The sequence below is a fragment of the Micromonospora chalcea genome, from assembly GCF_028768405.1.
Classification (GTDB): domain Bacteria; phylum Actinomycetota; class Actinomycetes; order Mycobacteriales; family Micromonosporaceae; genus Micromonospora; species Micromonospora chalcea.
The window spans coordinates 2100115-2124969 of sequence record NZ_CP118233.1; the positions used below are offsets into that span (position 1 = coordinate 2100115).

Annotated in this window: 7 protein-coding genes and 2 pseudogenes; all 9 read right to left on the bottom strand. The window is 74.7% G+C overall.

Annotation, left to right across the window (positions count from 1 at the left end):
• Positions 1 to 21 precede the first annotated feature (21 nt).
• Positions 22 to 1011 carry a TauD/TfdA family dioxygenase gene (locus tag PVK74_RS09680; protein WP_082930898.1) on the bottom strand — a complete coding sequence of 330 codons (990 nt, stop codon included), beginning with the start codon at positions 1009 to 1011 and terminating at the stop codon, positions 22 to 24.
• 83 nt (positions 1012 to 1094) lie between these two features.
• A complete protein-coding gene (locus PVK74_RS09685) occupies positions 1095 to 3962 on the bottom strand; it encodes a non-ribosomal peptide synthetase family protein (RefSeq protein ID WP_274478870.1) in 2868 nt (955 codons plus the stop codon).
• On the bottom strand, positions 3959 to 4822 hold the full coding sequence (locus PVK74_RS09690; protein WP_113973032.1) for a thioesterase II family protein: 864 nt from the start codon (positions 4820 to 4822) through the stop codon (positions 3959 to 3961). Before PVK74_RS09690 ends, PVK74_RS09685 begins: the two co-directional genes overlap by 4 nt.
• Positions 4776 to 6488 (bottom strand): cyclic peptide export ABC transporter, encoded by a 1713-nt coding sequence (locus PVK74_RS09695; protein WP_274478872.1) that lies wholly within the window; start codon positions 6486 to 6488, stop codon positions 4776 to 4778. The genes PVK74_RS09690 and PVK74_RS09695 overlap by 47 nt, the downstream gene beginning before the upstream one ends.
• The gene (locus PVK74_RS09700) at positions 6485 to 11176 is read right to left on the bottom strand and encodes a condensation domain-containing protein (protein ID WP_274478873.1); all 4692 of its coding nucleotides are present in this window, start codon (positions 11174 to 11176) and stop codon (positions 6485 to 6487) included. The genes PVK74_RS09695 and PVK74_RS09700 overlap by 4 nt, the downstream gene beginning before the upstream one ends.
• On the bottom strand, positions 11173 to 15726 hold the full coding sequence (locus tag PVK74_RS09705; RefSeq protein ID WP_274478875.1) for a non-ribosomal peptide synthetase: 4554 nt from the start codon (positions 15724 to 15726) through the stop codon (positions 11173 to 11175). The genes PVK74_RS09700 and PVK74_RS09705 overlap by 4 nt, the downstream gene beginning before the upstream one ends.
• 103 nt (positions 15727 to 15829) lie before the next feature.
• Positions 15830 to 21466: a type I polyketide synthase gene (locus tag PVK74_RS09710; protein WP_274478877.1), complete on the bottom strand. Its 5637-nt coding sequence runs from the start codon at positions 21464 to 21466 to the stop codon at positions 15830 to 15832.
• 133 nt (positions 21467 to 21599) lie between these two features.
• Positions 21600 to 23420 (bottom strand): annotated as a pseudogene (locus PVK74_RS31275) (amino acid adenylation domain-containing protein); the annotation flags it as partial.
• A gap of 60 nt (positions 23421 to 23480) precedes the next feature.
• Positions 23481 to 24854, bottom strand: a pseudogene (locus PVK74_RS31280) (condensation domain-containing protein); the annotation flags it as partial.
• Position 24855: the final 1 nt, after the last annotated feature.

A 24855-nucleotide genomic window follows, 5' to 3' on the forward strand; every position in this document is an offset into this window, starting at 1 on the left:
TGGACCTTGTGAACGTCGAAATCAGTTGAGTACGGCGCCGGCGTCGTCCCGGAACTCCCGGCTCCGCCGGTTGTCCAGGTGCACGTAGACCCGGTGCAGCCAACGGTCCCGCCCGTCGAAGCGGGGAGTGAACTCGGACCGGCCGTGCAGCACCAGCCGGTTGTCGATGAGCGCCATCATCCCGGTCTGCAGCACCAGCGGCGTGGAGACGTCGGTGAGGATCCGCTTCAACCGCGCCATCACCTCGCCGGCCTCCTCGTCCAGCGCGGTGGTCGCGTTCAGGTCGAGGCAGATGTTCGAGTCCTCCACGCTGCCGGTGAGCACCGCGTGCGGCGTGGTGCGGTCACCCTGGCGGAACGAGGGCGGCGGCGCGGTGACGAACCGGGGCTCGCGCAGCACCTTCCGGTCGGTCTCCTCGATCAGCGGCAGGGCCTGCCGGATGCAGGTGACCAGCGTGCCGGCCCGCTTGGCGTGATCGTTGCGCAGGCACAGCAGGCCGACGTAGTCGGGGCGTTCCCGGTGGAACGCGTTCTCCACGTGGAACTCCAGCGGCACCGACCCGGCGTTGCTCTGGGAGTCCTCCAGGCCGCGCACCGGGACGACGTTCTGCACCAGGGCGCCGCTCTTCTCGCTGCGGTAGGCGATCACCTCGCCGAGGTGCAGGCCGACGAGCATGGCCAGGACGGCCGGCACGGTGGTCGCCCGTTCCACCGACTCCCGGACGGTCGGAGTGCTCGGCAGGTCGCGCTCGTCCACCGGAAGGCCGGCGAGCACGAGTGAGCCGGTGGCCCCGGCGTCGCTGCGGAAGTCGCGCAGCGTCTCCATCAGCCGCAGCGGCATCCGGCAGCTCGCCTGCCGGGCCTGCGTCACCCAGGACAGGTCGTCCAGCAGTCGCGGCGACGCGGCGACGAGTTCCTCGGCCAGCGCCCGCAGGGCGGTCCGTTCGTCGTCGGCGAGGTCCAGCCTCAGTCCCTGCGCGCCGCGCGTCGACCGGTCAGATGTCGTGGTCATGGATTCGTCCTCTCGTACGGCGTGCGCGATCGTCCCGGCGCACGGGGGCCGGTGTCGGCACGGAGGGGATTCGTGGGAGCGGATCAGAGGGCGGGCAACGCGCGGCTGTCCACCTTCCCGTTGGTGGTGAGCGGAATGTGGTCGATGGCGACGACGTCCGCCGGGATCATGTAGTCGGGCAGGTCGACGGCGAGGTGGGCGCGCAACGCGGCGGCGTCCACCGCCGCGCCGGCGGTGAGCACCACGTACGCCGCCAGGCGCTTCTCGCCGGGGCTGGGCTCGCGGGCGAGCACCACGGCGTCACGGACGCCCGGATGGGCGGCGAGCCGGGCCTGGATCTCGCCCAGTTCCACCCGGTAGCCCCGGATCTTGACCTGGTTGTCGATGCGGCCGAGGAACTCCAGCGTGCCGTCGGGCAGCCAGCGGGCCAGGTCGCCGCTGCGGTAGAGGCGGCTGCCCGGCGGGCCGTACGGGTCGGGCCGGAACCGGTCCGCGGTCAGGTCCGGGCGGCCCAGGTAGCCGCGCGCCACCCCGACGCCGCCGATCCAGACCTCGCCGGGCACGCCGACCGGCACCGGGTCGAGCCGCTCGGTCAGCACGTACATGGTGGTGTTGACGATCGGGACGCCGAGCGGCACCAGCTCGGTGGCCGGCGGCTCGCTGATCGGCTGCCCCGAGTTGCCGATGGTGATCTCGGTGGGGCCGTACTCGGTGGCGACCTTCGTGCCGTCCGGCCCGGCCAGATCCAGCCAGCGCTCGGCCAGCGCCGCGGTGAACGAGTCCCCGGCCGCGATGACCATGCCGGCCAGGTCCCGCGCCTGCTCCCCGGTGAGCTGCCAGGTGAGCAGGTCCAGGTGGCCCGGGGTCATCTTGATGAAGCTGTACGGCGCGCCCGTGAGCAGGTGCGCCCCGAGGTCGGCGGTGTCCAGCGGCTCGGGCAGCAGGTGCGCCGGCTCCCCGGTGATCAGCGGGGTGAAGATGTTCGGGATGCCCAGGTCGAACGAGATCGAGGAGAAGACCGGGGCGCCGCCGGGGCCGTGCGCGGCGTACGCGCCGACGGTCCAGAGCAGATAGTTGGCCAGGCCGGCGTGCGGCACCAGCACGCCCTTGGGCCGCCCGGTGGAGCCGGAGGTGAAGATGACGTAGGCGAGCTGGGCCGGGTCGATCGGCACGGTCGCCGGGGTGTCGGGCCGGGCCGCGACGGCCGCCGCGTCCGCGTCGACCAGGACCAGGACGCCGTCGTACAGGCCGGTGAGGGTGGCCTGCTCGACGGTGGAGGTGACCACCACCGGGCTGCCGGCCGCCTCGATCATGTAGCGCAGCCGTTCCGCCGGCAGCTGCGGATCCAGCGGCAGGTAGCCGGCCCCGGACTGCCAGACCGCGATCAGGGCGGGGATGAGGTCTGGTGTGCGGCCCAGGCACACGCCGACCAGGGTGTCCCGGCCGGCGCCGAGGTCGAGCAGGTGGTGGGTGAGCCGGTTGGCCCGCCGCATCAGCTCCCGGTACGTGAGCCGCGTGTCGCCGACCCGGACGGCGATCCGGTCCGGAGTGGCGTCGGCCTGGGCCCGGATCAGGTCGACCACGGTCACGTCGCCCCGGGGCGCCGTCTCCGCGACGGCCCAGTCGCGCAGCACCGCGTCGCGCTCGTCCGCCGGCAGGTAGGTGCGCCCGGCGTCACCGTCGGGGTCGGCGGCCATCGCCACCAGCACCTCCCGGTAGAGCGCGGCGAGCCGGCGGGCGTACCCGGGGTCGACTGTCTCCCCGGCGACGCGCAGGCGCAGGCGGCCCGGCCCGGCGGTGACCCGCAGGCCGTACCCGTCCCGGTCGGCCGGCAGGCCGGGCAGCGGCTCACCGGGCAGGCCGGCGGCCGGGTCCCACTCGAAGAGGGCGTGCTGCCCCTGCCCCGGCCCGCCGGTGACCGGGCGGTACGCGAGCCGGTGGGTCCACGCGTCGCGCTCGTGGGCGGCCACGTCGCGCACCAGCGCCCGCCAGGTCGCCGCGCGGGCGGCCGTCGGCACGGGCCGCACCACGCGGTGCAGCAGTCGCTCGCAGTCCGGGCGCGCGGCGCCGCCGTGCGGGGTGAGGGTGGCGTCGGTGTGCCCGGCCGGTTCGGCGCCGAGCATGCCGAGCACGGTCTGGTGGGCGGCGAACAGCACAGTGGACAGCGGCGCCCCGGCGGCGTCGGCGAGCACGGCCAGCCCGGCGGACACCCCGGCCAGGTCGACGGTGAGCTCGGTGCTCCCGGCCGCGCCGCCCCAGCCGCCGGGCAGGGCGCAGGAACCGCCGGCCAGCGCCCGGGTCCAGTACTCCTCGCCTTCGAAGTCGGCGGCGGCGTCGAGCGCGTCCGCGACGCAGGGCGCGTGCCGGGTGGCGGTGACCGGCGCCGCGTTGTAATAGGCGCGCAGCAGCTCGGCGAGGATGCCCGCCGGGTCGGCCACGCAGCTCAGCGCCCGGGGCGCGGCGACCAGCAGCGTCCAGCTCTGTTCGGTCTCCAGGATCACGGTCAGCCGTAGCGGCCCGGCGGCGGCCGGGTCGAACGGCGTGGCCCGTTCGGTCTCCAGCAGCGCGGCGAGCATCGCGTCGCGCTTGTCCGCGTCGACGCTGCGGTGGTCGTGCCGGGCCAGCGGGACCGCGGCGTCCGGATGCGCCAGGTACAGCGGCTCGGTGCCGCCGGACGGGTCGGTCGAGCAACGGAGCAGCTCGTGCGCGCGCACCACCGCCTCGACCGCCGAGGCGAAACGCTCCGGCGCGAACGGGGCCGGGTCCTCGATCCGCCGGCCGTCCAGGTCGACCTCGGTGAACGCCGACGCCTGCGCGACCAGGTCGGCCGGCACGTCGGGCAGCGGATAGGCGTCGCTGACGCCGGCCGGGACGATCGCCCGGTCCCGGGGACTGAGCAGCGTGAACGGCTCGATGTCGGCCGCTTCCACCGCCGGGTCGAGGGGGGTCATGTCTCGTCTCCTGGGTTCCGGTCCACCGGCGGCCCGCTCCGGGCGGGTACGGCGGCGGCTGTGGTCGGGGGCGGTCGGTGGTGGTACCGGTCGGCGGCGCCGGACACCCACGGCGGCGGTACGACGGCGGCGAGATCCCGCGCCACCGTCGCCACCACCTCGGCCCGCGCGCCGTGGAGGAAGAAGTGGTCGCCGGGGAACAGGCAGAGCCGCGACCGGGCCGAGGTGTGCCGCCGCCACCCGTCGAGCGCCCTCGGCGGCACGATCCGGTCCCCCCGGCCGCCCAGCACCGTCAGTGGCGTCGCCAGCGGCGGCTCGGGGCGGTGCTCGTACGTCTCCAGCACCGAGAAGTCGGCCCGCAGCACGGGCAGCATCAGCCGCATCAGGTCGGCGTTGTCGAGCACCTCCGGCGGGGTGCCGCCCAGCTTCGCCAGGTGCGCGCGGATCTCGTCGTCGGCGGCGCAGTGCAGCAGCGGCCGCGACGACGGGGAGTCCGGCGACGCGGCGGCGGAGACGAACACGTGCTCCGGCTGGCGCACCGGGCGGCGGCGCAGCGCCCGGGCCAGCTCGAAGGCGAGCAGGCCACCCATGCTGTGCCCGAACAGCGCGTACGGCCGGTCCAGCGCGCCGGTCAGCGCGTCGGCGAGGGACCGGATCAGCGGGGTGAGGCGCAGGAAGGGCGCCTCCTGCAGCCGGGTGCCCCGGCCGGGCAGCTCCAACGCCACCACCTGGACTCCGGGTGGCGCGGCGCGCTGCCAGCCCCGGAACGCCGCCGCGCCGCCACCTGCGTACGGCAGGCAGAACAGGCGGACGTCAGCGTCCGGATTCCACACCTGACCGCCCAGCCACCGACTGTCCACGGGGAACCTCCTCCTCCCTGATCTGGCCGTAGTCGAGCCGGACGAGCCGGTCGGCGGCGTCGAAGTAGCGGTCGTCGTGGCTGATCACCACGACGGCCTTGTCCCGGTCCCGCAGTTCCGGCAGCAGTTCCCGGTAGAAGAAGTCCTTGAAGACCGGGTCCTGGTCGGCCGCCCACTCGTCGAACAGGCAGAAGGGGCGGTCCTCCAGGTACGTCACCAGCAACGCCAGCCGTTTGCGCTGCCCGAGCGAGAGCGCCGTGGTGGAGAACCGGTCCCCGTCGACGCGTACCTTGTGGTCCAGTTGCAGGCGCTCCAGGTACCGCTGCGCCTTGGCAGCCTGCTCCCCCGCCGGCAGCCCGAGCAGGCTGTCGAAGAGGTGGAAGTCGGAGAACACGGCGGAGAACAGGTTGCGGTAGTCCTCCCGGTTGGCCGCGGTGACCTGGGTGCCGTCCACCTGGATCGCGCCGCTCTCCGGCTCGTACAGGCTGGTGAGCACCTTCGCCAGGGTGGTCTTGCCGCTGCCGTTGGCGCCGACGACGAAGAGGATCTCGCCGCGCCGGAACTCGAAGTCCAGCGGGCCGAGCACGAACTGCTCGCCCTTCGGTCCGGGGTAGACGTGGCTGACCCCGCGGAAGGCGATGCTTCGCCACCCGGCGAAGACGTTGCCCGCCCGACCCGCGGCGGCCGGGAACCTGCTGTTCGACACGGCGGGCGCCCGCCCCGCGCCCGGCCCGCCGAGACCCGCGTCGAGCTCCGCGAGCCGCTCCTTGATCTTCCCCAGGGCCACCGACGCCCGGCCCAGCGCGGGGAACCAGACGAGGACGCCCTGAAGGCTGGAGACGGCGAAGAGCAGGATCAGCACGCACGACGTGAGCGTCTGGTCGGACAGGGCGAACCAGGCGGGGAAGGCGAACAGCAGCAGGCCGATGAAGGCGAAGAAGACCGCCTGACCGCCACCGGTGGCGCCCTCGTAGACGGAGAGGCCGAAGACGCTGTGCCGGCGGTAGGCGGACGCCGTGGCCGTCAGCTCACCGTCGATCAGCGCGGCCCGCCGCTCCCGGTTGAGCTTCAGCTCCTTGAGCCCTTCGGTGACCGAACGGAAGTGACCGAACAGCGCGTCCTGCTCCCGCCGCGCGGCCTTGAGCGCGCCCAGGCCGGAGGCGGAGACGAGCAGGTAGAGCAGCACGCCCACGACGACCGTGGCGCCGGTGGCGAGCGCCACCGCCGGTGAGACGATCACCAGGTACGCGATGGCCACCAGCACGAACGCCGCGCCCGAGCAGATGCCCGGCAGGCCGGGCAGCGCGTCGGCGATCACCACCACGTCGTCGGCGAGCGCCGAGTAGAGCTGCGCCGTGCCGGTCCGCTCCACGGTCCGCAGCGGGGCGTCCAGGATGCCGTCGATGAGGCGGCGGCGCAGGTGGTAGACGGCGCCCTGGGACAGCCGGTACAGCATGCTCTGGGAGACGAACTTGGTGACCAGCGTGGCCAGGCAGAGTGCCACGTATCCCCAGATCAGCCGCTGCGAGGGCGCGGCGTCGGCGGCCAGCGCCAGGTTGACCATGGCGATGAAGGCGGCGCCGGTGCCGCCGCTGACGATGCCCGCCGCGATGGCCAGCAGGAACGGGCCCCGGCTGTAGCGCAGCAGGTAGGCGAAGAGGCTCATGCGCCCACCTCGTCCAGCCAGGCACGGAGCGTGGTCAGCGGCGCCGCCGGCGAGTCGGCCAGCCGGCCGAGCAGCAGGTCCCAGCGTCGCATCAGCGCCTGGAGCGCCCGGGCGTCGTGGACGTCGGTGGAGAAGATCCAGGTGCCGTGCAGTTCCGCGCCCTGTTCCCGCATGATCAGAGCCAAGTCGACCTCCGCCGGTCTGAGGTTGGTGCCGAGCACCTCGGAGAAGACGTAGTCGTCACCGATTTCCAACGAATCGACCCGCAGCCCGGGCAACGCGAGTTCCGGCACCTCGGCGTTGAGCAGGTTGAACAGGGTCCGCGTCGGGTCACCGTCCGCGGTGGCCGGCACCGCCAGCCACGGCGGCACGGCCCGGTTGGCGTACGCGTCGAGCGTCCGGTCCCGGACCTGCCGCACCAGCCCGGCGAACGTCGACGCGGCGGTCAGGTCGGCGCGTACCACGAGCGGGTGCACGAACCAGCCGATCAGGTCGGCCGTCTCGGCCCGGTCCCGGCCCGCCTCCGGGAAGCCCACCGGGATGTCGTCGCGGCCGGAGCAGGCGGCGAGCAGCAGGTGGTACGCGGCCAGCAGCGCCATGAACAGGCTGGCCCCCTCCTGCCGGGCGAGCCCACGCAGCTTCTCCGTGACCGCCGGGTCGACGCGGAACGCGCGGGTGAAGCCGTCGGCGGCGGTCGTCCCGGTGGCCGGTGGCCGCAGCGTCAGTGCCGGTGGCAGGCCGGCCAGGGCGCGCCGCCAGTGGTCCACGTGCGCGTCGAGCGCGCCGCCGGCCAGTTGCCGGCGCTGCCACGCCGCCACGTCGGGGTACTGCACGGCCAGCTCCGGCAGCCGCGGCGCCCGGCCGGTGGCGTGGGCGCCGTAGAACTCGGTCAGGTCGCGCACCAGCACCCCGTAGGACCAGTTGTCGGTGACCAGGTGATGCATGGTGAGCACCAGCGCGTGCCGGTCCTCGCCGAGGCGGGCCAGCAGGCCGCGCACCATCGGCTCCGCGTCGATGCGGAACGGCCGCCGTCCCTGCTCCTCGATCAGCGCGCGCAGCTCGCCCGGCTCGGCGTCGCGGAGGTCCACCGCCGTCAACGGCCAGCCGCCGGCCGGTTCGATCCGCTGCGCCGGCCCGTCCGGGCCGTCCACGATCCGGGTCCGCAGCGCCTCGTGCCGCCCGACGACGTCGTCCAGGGCGCGGCGCAGCGCCGCCTCGTCCAGCGGTCCGGTCAGCCGCAGCGCGGTCACCACGTTGTGGATCGGGTCGGCCGGGCCGAGCGGGTGGTGCCGGATCAGCCGTTCCTGGCTGAACGACAGCGGCAGGTCGCCGTCGCGGCCGACGCGCGGGATCGGGGCCGGGCCGGTGTCCGCGCCGCTCGCGTGCCGCCGGACCTGCCCGGCCAGCCAGCCGACCGTCGGGTTGCCGAAGAGGTCGCGCAGCGCGAGCCGTACGCCGTACCGGGCGTCGATCTGCGCGGCGAGTTTGGTGGCGAGCAGGGAGTGCCCGCCCAGTGTGAAGAAGTTGTCGTCCCGGCCGACCTCGTCGACCCCGAGCAGCTCCCGCCAGATGTCGGCGATCGCCGCTTCCACCTCGTCGCGGGGCGCTTCGGCAGCGGCGGCGGGCTCGCCGGCGGGCGGCTGCGGCGCGGGCAGGGCGGACCGGTCGACGGTGCCGGCCGGGGTGCGCGGCAGCTCCGGCAGCGCCACCCAGGCGGCCGGGAGCAGATTCTCCGGCAGCCGCTGCCTCAGGTACGCCGCCAGCTCACCGGCCCCGGCCTGCCCCACGACGTACGCGACCAGCCGGTCGTCGTGCGCCACCACGGCGGCCCCGGTCACGGCGGGATGCCCGGACACGATCGACTCGACCAGGTCCAGGTCCACCGGGAAGCCGCGCAGCCGTACCTGGTGGTCGAGGCGGCCCAGGTACTCGATCACGCCGTCGGCGCGCATCCGGGCCCGCTCGCCGGTGCGCAGCAGCCGCGCGCCGCGCGCCGTGCCGAACGGGTCCGGCGCCAGCAGCGCCGCCACGTCTCCGGCCGGCGCCGGAAGCGGGTCGCCACCGACGTACAGCTCCCCCGGCACGCCGGCCGGGAGTGGCTGACCGGCCCGGTCCAGGACGTGCGCCCGGGTGCCCGGCACCGGGCGGCCGACCGGCATCAACTGCCGCTGCCCGCCGTCGGGCGTGGCCGGGTCGGCGGGCCCGCCGTCGGGCGTGGCCGGATCGGTGAGCTCGCCGTCGACGGCGCACAGGTGGGCGGTGACCGGCGCGGCCACGTCCGGCGGCACGAGCACGTGGTGCAGGGCCGCCGGCGACCGCTCCGCGAAGCGCGCCACCAGGTCCCGGGACAGCGGCGCCCCACCGCAGAACACGTGCCGCAGCGCGGCGCAGCGCTCCACCCCGCGCTGGTCGAGCAGGTCGGCGAGCAGGTCGGGCCGGAAGCAGGCCACGCTGACCCGCTCCGCCCGGATCAGGCCGACCACGTGGCGGGCGTCGCGGTCCCCGCCGGGCCGGGCCAGCACCACGGCCGCGCCGCTCAGCAGCGGGGCGTACAGCTCCCAGACCGCCGCCGGGGCGGCCAGGGGCGCCTGCTGGAGCACCCGGTCGGCGGCGGTCAGCCCGGCCGCCTCGGACAACCAGCGCAGCCGGTCGCGCAGCGCCGCGTGGCTGTGCACCGTGGTGCGCGGCGCACCGTCGGGCGGACAGGTGACGTAGGCCGGGTCGCCGCCGGTGACAGTGCCCGCGCCGGCCGGCGCCGCGGCGTCCGGCACGAGGGCACCGGGCACGGCGGCGTCGGGCACGGCGCGCGGGTCGGCGGACGGGTCGTCCACCAGGCAGGTCGGCCCGGACCAGCGCGGGACGCCGCCCTGCGGGCGCGCGGTGAGCAGCAACGCGACCTCGGCCGCCGTCAGCAGCGCGGCGGCCCGGTCCGCGGGCAGCCCCGGATCCACCGGTACGACCACCCCGCCGGCCCGCCAGACGGCGAGCGGCGCGGCGACCAGCTCCACGCACCGGTCCAGCCGCACGCCGACCCGGGTGCCCCGGCGCACGCCCGCTGCCCGCAACCGATCGGCGAGCGCGCCGACGAGCGCGTCCAGCTCGCCGTAGCCGACCGTACGCGAGCCGAACCGCACCGCCGGGGCGGCCGGGTCACGGCGGACCGCCGCGGCGAAGGCGTCACCGACCAGCGGACGGGCGGCGTCGGTCGCCGGGCCGGTGGCCAGCGCCAGCAGCTCGTCCCGCTCGACCGGGCCGACGAGCGGCAGCACGCCGATCGGGGTGTCCGGGTCGTCCAGCAGGCCCCGCAGCAGACGGTGGAACATGCTCACGTGACGCCGGGCGGTCGCCTCGTCGAACAGGTCGGTGCTGTACTCCAGCCGCCCCCAGATCGTGTCGCCGTCCTCGAAGAGGTCAAGCAGCAGGTCGAACTCGGCCTTGCGGGCGTCCAGCGAGACCGGCTCGACCCGCAGCGGCCCGTCGTGCCAGGACGGGAACGGCACGTTCTGGTACGAGAACAGCACCTGGAAGACCGGGGTGCCGGCCGCCGACCGTTCCGGCTGCAACTGCTCGACCAGCCGCTCGAACGGGATGCCCTGGTGGTCGTACGCGGCCAGGCACACCGCGCCGACCCGGCGCAGCAGCTCCCGGAACGACGGGTCGCCGCGCAGGTCGGTACGCAACGCCACGGTGTTCATGAACAGCCCGATCAGCGGCTCCAGCTCGACCAGGCGCCGGTTGGCCACCGGCGAGCCGACCACCACCTCCTCGTCGCCGGTGAGCCGGTGCAGCAGCACCGCGAAGGCGGCCTGGAGCACCATGAACAGCGTGGCGTTCTCCTGCCGGGACAGCGCCCGCAGCCGGGTCACCACGGCCGGCGGGATCTCCACCGGCACCGAGTCACCCCGGTAGCTCTTCTCCCTCGGCCGGGGCCGGTCACCGACCAGGCCGATCTCCGGTGGCGCGCCGCCGAGCTGGCCCGTCCAGTACGCCAGGTCCGCCGCCCACGCCTGCTGAGCAGCCGGCTCCTGCTGCCAGAGGGCGAAGTCGGCGTACTGCACCGGCAGCTCGGGCAGGCCGTGCGGCCCACCGGTCAGCAGGGCGCGGTAGCAGTCGATCAGCTCGCGCAGCAGCACCCCCATCGACCAGCGGTCGGACACGAGGTGGTGCAGGTTGAGCAGCACGCCGGTCACCTGCGGGCCGAAGCGGAGCAGCCGGACCCGCACCGGCGAACCGGCGGCCAGGTCGAACGGCCGGCCGATCAGCTCCTCCTCGCGGCGGCGCAGCTCGGCGTCGACCTCCCCGGGCGTCACCCCGGGCACGTCCTCGACCCGCACGTCCGGCGGCAGCTCGGCCCGCACCTGCTGGTACGGCCGTCCGTCCCGCTCGAAGAAGACCGTCCGCAGCGACTCGTGCCGGCGGACCACCTCGGCGCAGGCGCGGGCGAACAGGTCCGCGCGGAAGTCGCCGTGCACCCGCATCGCCGTGGAGATGACGTACGCGGAGGTGTGCGCCGCGAACTGCTCCAGGAACCAGATCCGGCTCTGCGAGAAGGTCAGCGGCACCGGGGCGTCCCGGTCGGCGCGCGGTGGCACGGTCCGCGCCGGGGCGCGGTCGATGCCCTCCTCCTGGAGCAGGTTGCCCAGCAGCGCGAGCCGCTGCGCGGACAGGGCGAACCGCCTGGTGCTCATGCCTGCGTCCTTCCGTCGGCGCGGTCGAGCGCCTGCTGCACCTCGTCGTCGGACAGGTCGCTGAGCCGGATCAGCAACTCGGCGGTCTTCTCCACGACGGTCCGCTGCGCGGGGTCGGCGGTCAGCGCGCGGGTGAGCCCGGCGACCGTCGGGTCGGTGAAGACCTTGTGCAACGGCACGTCCACGCCGAACGCCTCCCGGACCCGGGCCACCATCCGGGTGCTGAGCAGCGAGTGCCCGCCGAGGGCGAAGAAGTCGTCGCCCACGCCGACCCGGTCGACGCCGAGGGTCTCGGCCCAGATGCCGGCGATCACCTCCTCGACCGGTGTGCGCGGCGCCACGTACGCCGATGTCACCTGCCGCCGGCCCGAATCGGGCGCGGGCAGCGCCTTGCGGTCGACCTTGTTGTTCGGGGTGAGCGGCAGCGCGTCGAGGAAGACGTACGCCGAGGGCGCCATGTAGTCGGGCAACTGCTCGCCGACCGCGGCCTGCAACCGCGGCAGCAGCCGCCTCGCCCGGCGGCCGAGGGCGTCGTTGACGAACGAGTCCCAGCGCGGCTCGGCGGCGGGCGGCCCGGCGAGCCGGGGCAGCGGCGTCTCCGGCCGGCCGTCGCCGGCCAGCCGGCGCAGCACGACGGTCAGGTCACCGGCCGGTCCGTGACCGGACCAGTCCAGGTCCAGCCGGTAGCCGGTCTCGTCGGCGAGCCGGCGCAGCTGTTCCGGCTCGACGGCGGCCGGGTCGACAGGGGACGCCAGTTCGGCCCGCAGGTCGGCGACCGTGCCGTCCGCCCCGGCGAGCGCCGTCGCCGCCCGCGCCCAGCGGTCGACGCGGGCGTTGGGTACGCCGCGCAGCGCGAGCAGCGCCGGACGGTCGGCGGTGAGCCGCTCGCGCAGCCCGGCCGCGGTGAGCCCGCTGTCGCGCCAGTCCAGCCACGTCACGTCCCCGGCGTCGACGACGTCGCCGTCGACGGTGAGCCGTACGTCGTAGCGGAACCGGGTCAGCTCGTTGCTCACCGAGCCGAGCTTCGGCATCACCCGTACCCCCGTCAGCCGGGGGAAGCGGGCCGGCAACGCGGTGAAGAAGCCCGGGTCGAAGACCAGCTCCCGGTCGTCGGCGACGGCCCGGCGCACCCGCTCGCGCAGTTGCTCGGCGCTGTCCTGCGCCTCGGCCCGCTCCACCTGCACCGAGGTGTGGAAGGTCTCCAGCAGCGGCAGGCTGCGGATGTCGCCGAGGAAGAGCGAGCCGCCCGGGGCGAGCCGGGGCAACGCGCCCTCGATCACCCGCAGCAGGTAGTCCTCGTCGGCGAAGTACTGCGCCACCGAGTTGAGCACGATCACGTCGAAGAGCTGGTCGGGCAGCGCGTCCAGCTCGTCGGCGGCGCAGCCGAACAGCTCCACCCCGGACAGTCCCCGCGCCGGCACGTCGGCGCGCAGCCGGTCCAGGGCGACAGCGGAGATGTCGGTGCCCCAGTAGCTGCGCACGTGCGGGGCGACCCGGTAGAGGATCAGGCCGGTGCCGCAGCCGATCTCCAGCACCGAGCGCGGGCCGTCCTGGAGGATCCGCTCGGCGGTCGCCTCGGCCCAGCCGCGCATCTCCGCAACCGGGATCGGCGCTCCGGTGTAGCTGCTGTTCCAGCCCCGGGTGTCGAACGTCGGGTCGACCTCGCCGGTGTCCGTCACGTCGTACGCGGCGTCCCAGACGTCGCGCCACTGCTCCACCTCGTGCGGCCACTGCGCCGCCGCCTCGGCCCGGGCGTCGGCGCCGGCCACCACGTACGCCACCAGCCGCTGGTCGCCGGGGGTGTCCTCGCGTACGGTCACCACCGCCTGGTTGACCTGCGGCTGCCGCTCCAGCACCGACTCGATCTCGCCCAGCTCGATCCGGAAGCCCCGCAGCTTCACCTGGTGGTCGAGCCGGCCGAGGAACTCGATGCTCCCGTCGGCGCGACGGCGGACCAGGTCGCCGGTGCGGTAGAGCCGGTCGCCCAGCCCGATCGGGAAGGGGTGCCGGACGAACCGCTCGGCGGTCAGCTCGGGCCGGTCCAGGTAGCCCCGCGCCAGGCCGGCGCCGCCGATGTGCAGCTCGCCGGGGACACCCGGCGGCACCAGGTGGCCGCTGCCGTCGAGCACGTGCAGTTCGGTGTTGGCGATCGGCTCGCCGATGGAGATCGGGCCGTGGTCGACCCGCGCCACCGCCGACCAGATGGTCGTCTCGGTCGGGCCGTACATGTTCCACAGCTCGGCGCACCGGCCGAGCAGGCGCTGGGCCAGCTCGGCGGGGAGCGCCTCACCGCCGGCCAGCACCCGCAGCCCGGCCTCGCCGGTCCAGCCGGCGTCGAGCAGCATCCGCCAGGTGGACGGGGTGGCCTGCATGACCGTCGCGCCGAAGGCGTCCAGCGCGGCGGCCAGCCGTTCCCCGTCGGCGGCGACCTGGCGGCTCACCACTGCCACGCAGGCCCCCTCGACCAGCGGCAGGAGCAGCTCCAGCCCGGCGATGTCGAAGGAGAGCGTGGTGACCGCCAGCAGCACGTCGTCGGCGCTGACGCCGGGGCGTTCGCCCATGGCGAGCAGGAAGTTGCCCAGCGCCCCGTGCGGCACCTGCACGCCCTTGGGCCGGCCGGTGGAGCCGGAGGTGTAGATGACGTACGCCAGGTCGTCGGGGCGCACGTCGACGTCCAGCGGTTCGGCCGACTCGGCGGCCAGCTCGTCACCGAGCAAGTCCAGGCAGAGCGGCTGCGCCTTCACCCCGCCCAGGCCCGCCAGCACGTCGCTGCTGGTGAGCAGCACGGACAGGTCGGAGTCGGCGAGCATGAAGGCGATCCGGTCCGGCGGGAAACCCGGGTCCAGCGGCACGTACGCACCGCCGCTCTTGAGCACGGCGAGCATCGCCACGACCATGTCGGCCGAACGCTCCAGGCAGATGCCGACCATCGTCTCCCGGGCCACCCCGAGCCGCCGCAGCCGGCGGGCCAGCCGGGTCGAGCGCCCGTCCAGCTCGGCGTAGGTCAGGCTCTCCCGGTCGGTGCGCAGCGCCGGGGCGTGCGGGGTGGCGGCGGCCCGGGCGGCGAAGCGCTGCGGCACGCACACCGGCTGCGGCCAGTCCCGGCGGGTGTCGTTCCACCGCAGCCGCAGGTCACGCTCCTCGTCGGCGCCGAGCATCGGAACCTGGTCGATCGGCCGGTCCGGGTCGGCGAGCAGGTTCTCCACCAGCTGCGCGAGGTGCCGGGACATCCGCTCCACGGTGGCCGGCTCGAACAGGTCGGTGTTGTACTCGAACCAGCCGGTCAGCCCGTCCGGCCGGTCGAAGACCTGCAGCTCCATGTCGAACCGGGCGGTGGAGCTCTCCACGTCGACCGGCTCCAGCCGCAGCCCGGCCACGTCGAACTCAGGCATCGGGATGTTCTGGAAGATGAAGTGCACCTGGAAGATCGGCGAGCGGGACAGGTCCCGGCGCGGGGCCAGCTCCTCCACCAGCCGCTCGAAGGGCACCTCCTGGTGGGCGAACGCGCCGAGGCAGGTCTGCCGGACCCGCCCGACCAGCTCGCGGAAGCTCGGGTCGCCGGACAGGTCGGTGCGCAGCGCCAGGGTGTTGACGAAGTAGCCGACGAGCCGTTCGATCTCCGGCCGGTTCCGGTTGGCCACCGGTACGCCGACCACGATGTCGTCCTCGCGGCTGTAGCGGTGCAGCAGCGCCTGGAAGGCCGCGAGCAGGGTCATGAACGGGGTGGCGCCCTCCCGCTGGCTCAGCGCGCGCAGCCGGGTCATCACCGGCTCGGGCAGGGCGAAGGGCCGGGAGCCGCCCCGGGTGCTCTGCACCGCCGGGCGGGGCTTGTCGATGGGCAGCTCCAGCGCGGCCGGCGCCCCGGCGAGCGTCTTCTTCCAGTACTCCAGGTCGGCGTCGAGCGCGTCGCCCTCCAGCCGCTGCCGCTGCCAGACGGTGTAGTCGACGTACTGGATCGGCAGGTCCGGCAGGGTCGACTCGCGACCGGCGGCGAACGCCCCGTACAGCTCGACCAGCTCGGCGATGGCCACGGACATGGACCACAGGTCGGCCGCGATGTGGTGCATGGTCAGCAGCAGGATGTGCTCCTGCGGGCCGAGCCGGAGGAACCGCACCCGCAGCAGCGGCCCGCCGGCCAGGTCGAACGGGCGGGTGAACTCCTCCCGGGCCAGCTCCTGGATGCCCGCCTCGCCCTGCGGTCCGCGCAGGTGGGCGCAGTCGACCACGGTGAACTCCGGCTCGCAGACGGCGTTGACCAGCTGCCGGGGCTCGCCGTCGACCTCGGTGAACGTGGTCCGCAGCGCCTCGTGCCGGCGGGTGATCTCGTTGCAGCAGCGCCGCCACACCTCCAGGTCCAGCGGGCCCAGGATGCGGACGGCGCCGGGGATGTTGTACGCGGCGCTGCCCGGCGAGAGCTGCTCCAGGAACCAGAGTCGTTGCTGGGAGAAGGAGGCCGGGAACTCCCGCCGCTGCTTCTTCTGCCGCAGCCGCTCGGCCAGCAGTGCGCGCTTCTCGGCGGCGGACAGGCTGCCCAGGTCGGTGGTCGTCACTGGCGATCATCCTCGGTGTGTGGGTGAGCTGACACGGCTGCGGACAGGACGTGCGGCGCTCGCGTACGGCGGGCACGCGCCGGGGCGGGCGGAAGCGGCCGGCTCATGCCCGTCCCCCGCCGTCGTCCTCGGCGAGCAGGGCGGCGAGCTGTGCCTCGATCTCCTCGTCGGACAGCTCGTCGAGGCCGGCCAGTTCGTCGTCGGGCACGTCCCGGCTCACCGCTTCGATCCGGTCGGCGCCCCGATCCCCCGGCCCGCCGGGGTCGGCCAGCACGGTCACCGTGTGCGCCACCGTCGGGCTGTCGAAGAAGCCCCGCAGGTTCAGCTCCACCCCGAACCGGCCGCGGATCTTCGCGCCGATCTGCACGGCGGCCAGCGAGTGTCCGCCGAGGGCGAAGAAGTCGTCGTGCACGCCGACGCGGTCCAGGCCGAGCACCTCCTGCCAGATCTCCGCCACCGTCCGCTCGGCCTCGGTGCCCGGCGCCACGTACGGGGTGTCCAGATCGGGCCGGGGGTGGCTGCCCCGGGGCGGGGCGATCTGCTCCACCTCCCCGGCGAGCAGCGCGGGGGTGATCGAGGCGGCGAGCCGGCGCAGCCCGGAAAGGTCCCGGCCGGTGACCACCACGTGCTCCGGCAGCTCGGGCGCGGCGAGCAGCCGGTCGAAGGCGGCCATCCCGTCGGCGGCGGTCATTCCCTCGCTGAGCACGTGCAGGGTGCCCGGCGTCGCCTCGCCCGCGCCCGGGCCGGCGGCGGTCACCGCGCCGTCGCGCACCTGTTCCAGCAGGCCGTCGATGTCGTTGATCCGCTTGATGGTGAAGTCGGTGATCCGGGCCAGCAGCTGTCCCTGCGGGGAGATCAGCTCGATGCTGACGGTGAGCGTCTCGCCGGAGTCACCGGCCTCGTCCACCTCGACGTGGCAGTGGACCACCCGGGTCAGCGGAGCGAAGACCCGCAGGCTGCGGTAGGTGAACGGCAGGTAGAACACGTCCCGCGCGCGGATCCGTGCGGACGCGCCGGCCACGTCCAGCAGCGCCGGGTGCAGCGGGTAGCGCTCCAGGTCGGCGGCGAACTCCTCGGCCAGTTCGAGCGTGACCATCAGCCGCCGCTCGCCGGCCTCGATGCGGCGCAGGCACCGCCAGCGCGGGCCGAACGAGAACTGCAACCGGCCGCCCTGCTCCACCCGGTCGAGCTTCAGCCGCCGCTTCAGTTCGTCCTCGGTGTCGATCACCTCGGTGACGGCGCAGTCGCGGCGCAGCCGGTCCAGGTCCCGGGCCGTGTCCGCCGGCCGCTCGTGGAAGGCCACGGTGCCGCTCGCGTGCTCCTGCCAGCGGCCGGCCTCCCCGTCGACGCGGCTCTGCACGCTGAACCGGAGCTGCCCGTCGCGCTCCTGCACCGTGGTGAACAGCTCGCGGCTCCGACCGTCCGGCACGATCACCGGCATCAGGAACAGCACGTCGTTCAGCTCCACCACCCGGCCGGCCGCCCGGTCGGCCACCGCCGCGTGGACCAGCTCCAGGTACGTGGTGCCGGGAACGAGGCCGTGGCCCATGATCCGGTGCTCGTCGACGATCCAGCTGTCGGCCGTGCTGAGCGTGGTGGCGTACGTCCGGGACGTGCCGGTCGAGGAGACCAGGCGTTGCAGCAGCGGGTGCCCGGTCAGCGCGGCGCCGCCGTGCAGCCGCTCGACCAGGCCGGCGGCCATGCCGGTGTTGCGCCAGGTGTCCCAGGCGACAGCCGCGACCGGCGCCCCGGTGGTGGCTCGCCGCCACTGGGCGTAGACGTCCAGGAAGGCGTTCGCCGCGCAGTAGTCGCTCTGCCCCGGCCCGCCGAGCAACGCGGTCAGCGACGAGCAGAGCAGCAGGAAGTCCAGTCCGTCGGCGTCGCAGACGGCGTCCAGGTGCAGCGTGCCGACGGTCTTGGCGGCCAGCACGTCGGTCACGTCCCGGCCGGACTTGACCGCGATCAGTCCCCGCGACGGCAGGCCGGCGGCGTGGACGACACCGTGCAGGCCACCGCCTTCGGCGCGCAGCCGTCCGACCGCGTCGGACAGGGCGGCCCGGTCGGTGACGTCGGCGTGCAGCACCAGCACCCGCGCGCCCAGTTCCCGCAGCCGCTGCACGCCGCGGATCCGCCGGCTGGTGTCGTCCTGCTCGCCGTGCTCGGCCAGCCAGTCCGGCCACCGCGTCGAGTCGGGGAACGCCGAGCGGTGCAGCAGCCCGAGCACGGGGGCGTCGACCGAGCGGGCGATCTGCTCGGCCAGCGCCAGCCCGACCCCGCCGAGACCGCCGGTGATCAGGTAGACGCCGCCGGGCCGCAGCCGGCCGCCCGTCCCGCCGGCGGCGTCGGCGGGACGGGCCTCGAAGTCGCGTACCCACCAGTGCCGGCCGCGCAGCGCCAGTTCCCGGTCGGCGGTGGGCGCGGTCAGCCGGGCCAGCACGGTCGTGGGGCCGGGCGCCGGGTCGGCGGCGGTCAGGTCCAGCACGCGGCAGGTGACGTCCGGGACCTCCTGCGGGATGACCGTGGTGGCGCCGAGCAGCGGGGCGTTCTCCGGCTGCAGGTTCTCCTCGCCGGTCACCGCGAACAGGCCCCGGCTGAGCACGTCGATCTCCACCGGGCCGGCGGGCTGCACGTCCCCGATCGCCTGGGCCAGGGCCAGCAGGCTGTCGAACCCGACCCGCCGGGCGCTGTCGATCCGGTCCGGATCCGGGCCGTCGCCCGGCTCCACGGTCAGGCTCCACAGGTGCACCACCCGGATCGTCCGGCCGGCGTCCACCTCCAGCGACTTGAGCAGGGCGGCGTGCTGGTCCCGGCTGGCCGGGTCCAGCGACCAGGCCCGCTCGCCGGTCTCCCGCAGCTCGTCGCCGGCGCTGACCCGCAGCACTGTCGCGCCGTCGTCGGCCAGCCGCCCGGCCAGCGCCACGCCCAGCGGCAGCTCGGCGCCGAGCACCACCCAGGTCGCCCCGTCGGCGGTCCCGGCGGCCGGCGCGGTGAGCCGCCGCCAGCCGGGCACGTGGAACCACTGCGCGTCCGGCCCGGTCGCCGCGACCGGCGCGGGCCGGGCCGGGCCGGGCCGCGGCTCGATCCAGTAGCGCTGGCGCTGGAACGGGTACGTGGGCAGGCGCAGCAGCCGCCGCGGCGTGTCCCCGGCGCGGGCGGCCCAGTCCACCGGCGCCCCGGCGGCCCAGAGTTCACCCAGCCCCGCCAGCAGGTACTCCTGGTCGTCGCGCGGCTCGTCCGGGTGCCGCACCGATCCGGCCACCGTCCGCCGCTCGTGCCAGGCGCGGTGCTGGCGGACGAAGTTGCGCAGCGTCTGCCCCGGACCGACCTCCAGCAGCACCAGCTCCTCGTCGGCGAGCAGCACGTCCAGGGCGTCGGCGAAACGCACCGGCGCGCGCAGGTGTCGTCCCCAGTACTCCGGGTCGGTGGCCTGCTCGTCGGTGATCCAGGCGCCTGTGACGTTGGAGACGAACGGGGTGGCGGGCGGGCGCAGGGCGACCCGGCGGACCGCGTCGACGAACGGCGCGACAGCCGCGTCCATGCTGGGTGAGTGGAAGGCGTGCGAGGTGCGCAGCCGGCGGCACGCCACCCCGTCCGCCGCGAGCCGCTGCGCCAGCGCGTCGACCTCGGCGGTCGGGCCGGCCACCACGCACAGGCCGGTGGAGTTCACCGCCGCGACGCACAGCCCGCCGGTCAGCCGGCCGGTCACCTCCGCCTCGGGCAGGAACACCGCGAGCATCGACCCGGCCGGCATCGACTGCACCAGGCGCCCCCGCGTGGCGACCAGCGCCACCGCGTCCTCGAGGGAGAACACCCCGGCCAGGCAGGCGGCCACGTACTCGCCGACGCTGTGCCCGACCATCGCCGCCGGGCGGACGCCCCACGACATCCACAGGCGGGCCAGCGCGTACTCCACCGCGAACAGCACCGGCTGCGTGACAGCGGTACGCGCCAGCGCCAGCGCCGCGTCGCCGGTCTCGTCGTCGGCGGCGAACAGCGGCACCCGCAGGTCTTCGCCCAGATGACCGGCGAACAGGTCGGCGCAGCGGTCCAGCTCGGCGGCGAACACTGGCTCGCTGCGATACAGGCCCCGCGTCATGCCCACGTACTGCGCGCCCTGGCCGGGGAAGAGGAACGCCACCGGCGCGTCCCGTCCGGCAGGCGTGCCCGTGCCGGCGTCGGCGGCCCGCCGCAGCGCGGCGACCAGTTCGGCGCTGTCCCGGCCGGTCACCGCCGTACGGTGCTCGAAGGCCCGGCGGCGGGCGGCCAGCGTGTACGCCACGTCGTCCAGGTCCAGGTCGGGGTGGGCGGCCAGGTGGTCGGCGAGCCGGCCGGCCACGGCGGCCAGCGCCGGCGCGGACCGGGCCGACAGCGGCAGCACCCGGGCTACGGCCGGTGCGGCGGGCGGCGCGGCGGCCGACGCGGCCGGGGCCGGCGCCTCCTGCAGGATCACGTGCACGTTGCTGCCGCCGATGCCGAACGAGCTGACCCCGGCCCGGCGCGGCGTCTCCCGCCGGGGCCACTGCCGCAGCTCGGTGTTGACGAAGAACGGGCTGGTCGGCAACGCCAGCTCGGGGTTGGCCCGGGTGTGGTGCAGGGTCGCCGGGATCGCCTCGTGGCGCAGCGCCAGCACCGCCTTGATCAGGCTGGTCACCCCGGCCGCGGCGTCGAGGTGCCCGACGTTGCTCTTCACCGAGCCGATCGCGCAGTAGCCCACCCGGTCGGTGTGCTTGCGGTACGCGCGGGTCAGCGCGGTGATCTCGATCGGGTCGCCGAGGGCGGTGCCGGTGCCGTGGGTCTCGACGTAGCCGATGCTGTCCGGGTCCACGTCGGCCACGGCGAGCGCCTCGGCGACGACGCGGGCCTGCCCGTCCACGCTCGGCGCGGTGTAGCCGACCTTCAGCGAGCCGTCGTTGTTCACCGCGGTGCCGAGGATGACCGCGTCCACTGTGTCCCCGGCCGCGTGGGCGTCGGTCAACCGCCGCAGCACCACCACGCCCACGCCGTTGCCGGCGACGGTGCCCTGCGCCTGCGCGTCGAAGGGCCGGCAGTGCCCGTCCGGGGAGAGGATGCCGCCCTGTTCGTAGCGGTAGCCGCCGCGCAGCGGCACGCTCACCGACACGCCGCCGGCCAGGGCCAGGTCGCACTCGCCGTTGAGCAGGCTCTGGGCCGCCAGGTGCACCGCGGTCAGCGAGGTGGAGCAGGCCGTCTGCACGGTCATGCTCGGCCCGGTCAGGTTCAGCTTGTACGACACCCGGGTGGCCAGGAAGTCCTTGTCGCTGGAGATCAGCGTCTGGTAGCTGCCGGCCGCGTCCACCGCCTGCTCGTTGGCGAGCAGGTTGAACAGCAGGTACGAGTTCAGGCTCGACCCGGCGAAGACGCCGATGCGCCCGTCGAAGGTCTTCGGGTCGTGGCCGGCCGACTCCAGCGCCGTCCACACGCACTCCAGGAAGACCCGGTGCTGCGGGTCGAGGACCTCGGCCTCGCGGGGGTGGTAGCCGAAGAAGCCCGCGTCGAAGCGGTCCGCGTCGGCCAGGACGCCCTTGGCCGGCACGTAGTCGTCCCGCGCGGCCACCTGCGGGTCGACGCCGTCGGCGCGCAGCTCCTCGTCGGACAGGCGGGCGATCCCCTCCCGGCCGGCCGTGAGGTTCGCCCAGAACTCGTCCACGTCGGCCGCGCCGGGGAAGCGCCCCGCCATGCCGATGACGGCTATCTGGTCGAGGTTCTCGACGTCGTCTGACATCTGTCTCACCTACCGTTCATGCCTGCGCGGCCGACGAGCGGCGGCGACGTCGACTCAGTGACTGCCGGCGGGTGGCCGCCCGTTCCTGGGCGTCGCCCAGGCCGTCGCCGTCCGCGCCGGGCCGGTTGAGGTAACCGGCGAGCGCGGCGACGGTCGGGAACTGGAACAGCTCGACGAGCGTCACGTCCCGGCCGGCCGCCGCGACGAGCCGCAGGCGGGCCTCGGCCATCAGCAGGGAGTGGCCGCCCAGCTCGAAGAAGTTGTCGTCCACCCCGACCTGCTCCACGCCGAGCAGCTCCCGCCAGATGCCGGCGACGGTCCGCTCCAGCTCGTCGCGCGGCGCCACGTACGGGCTGCGCAGCTCCGGGCGGGCCAGGTCGGGTTCGGGCAGGGCCGACCGGTCCACCTTGCCGTTCGGGGTCAGCGGCAGGGCGTCCAGCGTGGTGAAGACCGCCGGCACCATGTAGTCGGGAAGCCGTTCCTTCAACCGGCTGATCAGCTCACCGGTGGCCGGCACGGCCGGCCCGGCCAGGTACGCCACCAGCCGGGTGTCGCCGCCGTGCGCACGCGCCACCACCACCGCCTCGGTGACGCCGGGGCAGGCGGTCAGCGCCGCCTCGATCTCGCCCAGCTCGATCCGGAAGCCGCGCAGCTTCACCTGGTGGTCGAGGCGGCCCAGGTACTCGATCGCTCCGTCGGCACGGATCCGGCCCAGGTCACCGGTCTTGTAGAGCCGGGCGGGCGGCCGGTCGTCGTCGCGGTCGCCGGTGACGGCCGTGCCGCCGGCCGCCGCCGGCGTGGCGAACGGGTCGGCGACGAACCGTTCGGCGGTCAGCTCGGGCCGGTTCAGGTAGCCGAGCGCCACGTTGACCCCGCCGATGTGCAGCTCGCCCGGCACACCCACCGGCACCGGCTGCAGATGGTGGTCCAGCACGTACACCTGGGTGTTCGCGATCGGCCGCCCGATCGGCACCGGCCGGGGGTCGTCGCGGCGGCAGGCCCAGGCGGTGACGTCGATCGCCGCCTCGGTCGGGCCGTACAGGTTGTGCAGCTCGGCGGCGGACCGGGTGAAGAAGCGGTCCTGCAGGTCGCGGGGAAGCGCCTCGCCACTGCAGATCACCCGGCGCAGGCTCACGCACCGCTCGACGTCGGGCTCGCGCAGGAACGCCTGGAGCATGGAGGGCACGAAGTGCACGGTGGTGACCTGTTCGGAGCGGATCGTGTCGACCAGGTAGGCGCCGTCGCGGTGCCCGTCCGGGCGGGCCACGACGAGCGTCGCGCCGGTCATCAACGGCCAGAAGAACTCCCAGACCGAGACGTCGAACGAGTACGGCGTCTTCTGCAGCACCCGGTCGCCGGGGCCGAGGCCGTAGGCGTCCTGCATCCACAGCAGCCGGTTGCGGAGGCCGGCGAACGTGTTCGGCACGCCCTTGGGCCGGCCGGTCGACCCGGAGGTGTAGATGACGTAGGCGACGTCGGTGCCGCGTACCGGGGTGGGCCGGTCGTCGGCGGCGTCCGCGGGCACGTCGTCGGTGAGCAGCTCGTCGGCGAACCACAGCGGCCCGTCCCAGGACAGCTTCTCGCCGAGCCGCCGCTGGGTGAGCACCACCGCCGGGTCCGCGTCGTCGAGCATCAGCGCCACCCGCCCGGCCGGCAGGCCCGGGTCGACGGGCACGTACGCGCCGCCGGCCTGCCAGATCGCCAGCAGGCCGACCACCAGCTCCACCGAGCGTTCCAGCACCAGGCCGACCCGCACGCCGGGGCCGACCCCGGCGGCACGCAGCCGCCGGGCCAGCACGTTGGCCCGGTGCAGCAGCTCCCCGTAGCCGACGGTGCGGCCGGCGAACCGCACCGCCGGCAGTTCCGGCGTACGCCGGGCCCGCTCGGCGATCTGCTCGTGCGCCCAGCCCGCGCCGGGCCACCGCCGCGCCTCGCCCCGGGACAGCGCCAGCACCGCGTCCCGCTCGTCGGCGTCCAGCAACGGCAGTTCGTCGACAGCCGTGTGCGGGCCGGCGACGGCCAGCTCGACGATCCGCCGGTAGTGCCCGGCCATCCGGGCCATGGTGGCGGGTTCGAACAGGTCGCGGTCGTACTCGAACCAGCCGCTGACCCCACCGGCGTCGTTGAACAGCTGCAGCTCCAGGTCGAAGCGGGCGCCCTGGGCGCGCAGCGGCAGCCGTTCGAACTCCACCCCGGCCAGGGCCAGCGTGGGCAGCGGGTCGCTCTGGTAGGAGAGCCCCACCTGGAAGATCGGCGGCCGGCTGAGGTCACGGGCCGGCTTCAGCGCCTCCACCACCTTCTCGAACGGCACCCGCTGGTGGGCGTACGCGCCGAGGCAGGCGTCCCGGACCCGGCCCAGCAGTTCGGTGAAGGTCGGGTTGCCGGTCAGGTCCACGCGGACCGGCAGGGTGTTGACGAAGAACCCGATGAGCGGTTCGACCTCGGCCCGGTTCCGGTTGGCCATCGGCACGCCGACCACCACGTCGTCCTGCCCGCTGTAGCGGCGCAGCAGCACGCCGAAGGCGGCCAGCAGCGCCATGTACGTGGTCGCGCCGTGCTGCTTGCCGAGCGCGCCGAGCGCGGTGAGCACCGGCTCGGGCAACGTGAACGGGTGGGAGGCGCCCTGGAAGCCCTGCACCGGCGGGCGGGGCCGGTCGGTCGGCAGGTCGAGCACGGCCGGCGCCCCGGCGAGGTGCTCCCGCCAGTGGGCCAGGTCCGCCGACAGGTCCTCCCCGCGCAGCCAGTCCTGCTGCCAGGCGGCGTAGTCGCCGTACTGGACACTCAGCTCGGACAGCGCCGGCCGGTCGCCGGTGGCCAGCGCGGCGTACCGGGTGGAGAGTTCACCCAGCAGCACCCCGACGGACCAGCCGTCGGAGACGAGGTGGTGCATCGCCACGCCGAGCACGCAGTCGTCGTCACCGAGCCGGAGCAGGGCAAGCCGCAGCAGCGGGCCGGTGGTGATGTCGAACGGCTCGCGCAGCGCGGCCACGATCCGCGCCTCCAGCTCGTCGCCGCCGGCCGGCGTGCCGCGCAGGTCGGTCTCGGCCAGCGGGATCGCGAGCGCCGGGTGGACCACCTGCACCGGCCGCCCGTCACGCAGCTCGAACGTGGTCCGCAGCGACTCGTGCCGGGCGACGATCCCGTCGACCGCCTGCCGCAGCAGGGCGGTGTCCAGCGGGCCGCGGATGCGCACCGCCGCCGGGATCAGGTACGCCGGGTTGCCGGGCCGGAGCTGCTCCAAAAACCAGATGCCCTGCTGCATCACGGAGATCGGGAAGACGTTCTCCCGCCGGGCGGGCCGCGCCTGGCCCCGCTCGCGCAGCAGCTTCTCGAACAGCGCCCGTTTCTCCGGGGAGAGCGCGGCGAGCCGTGCGTCGAGGTCGGTCATC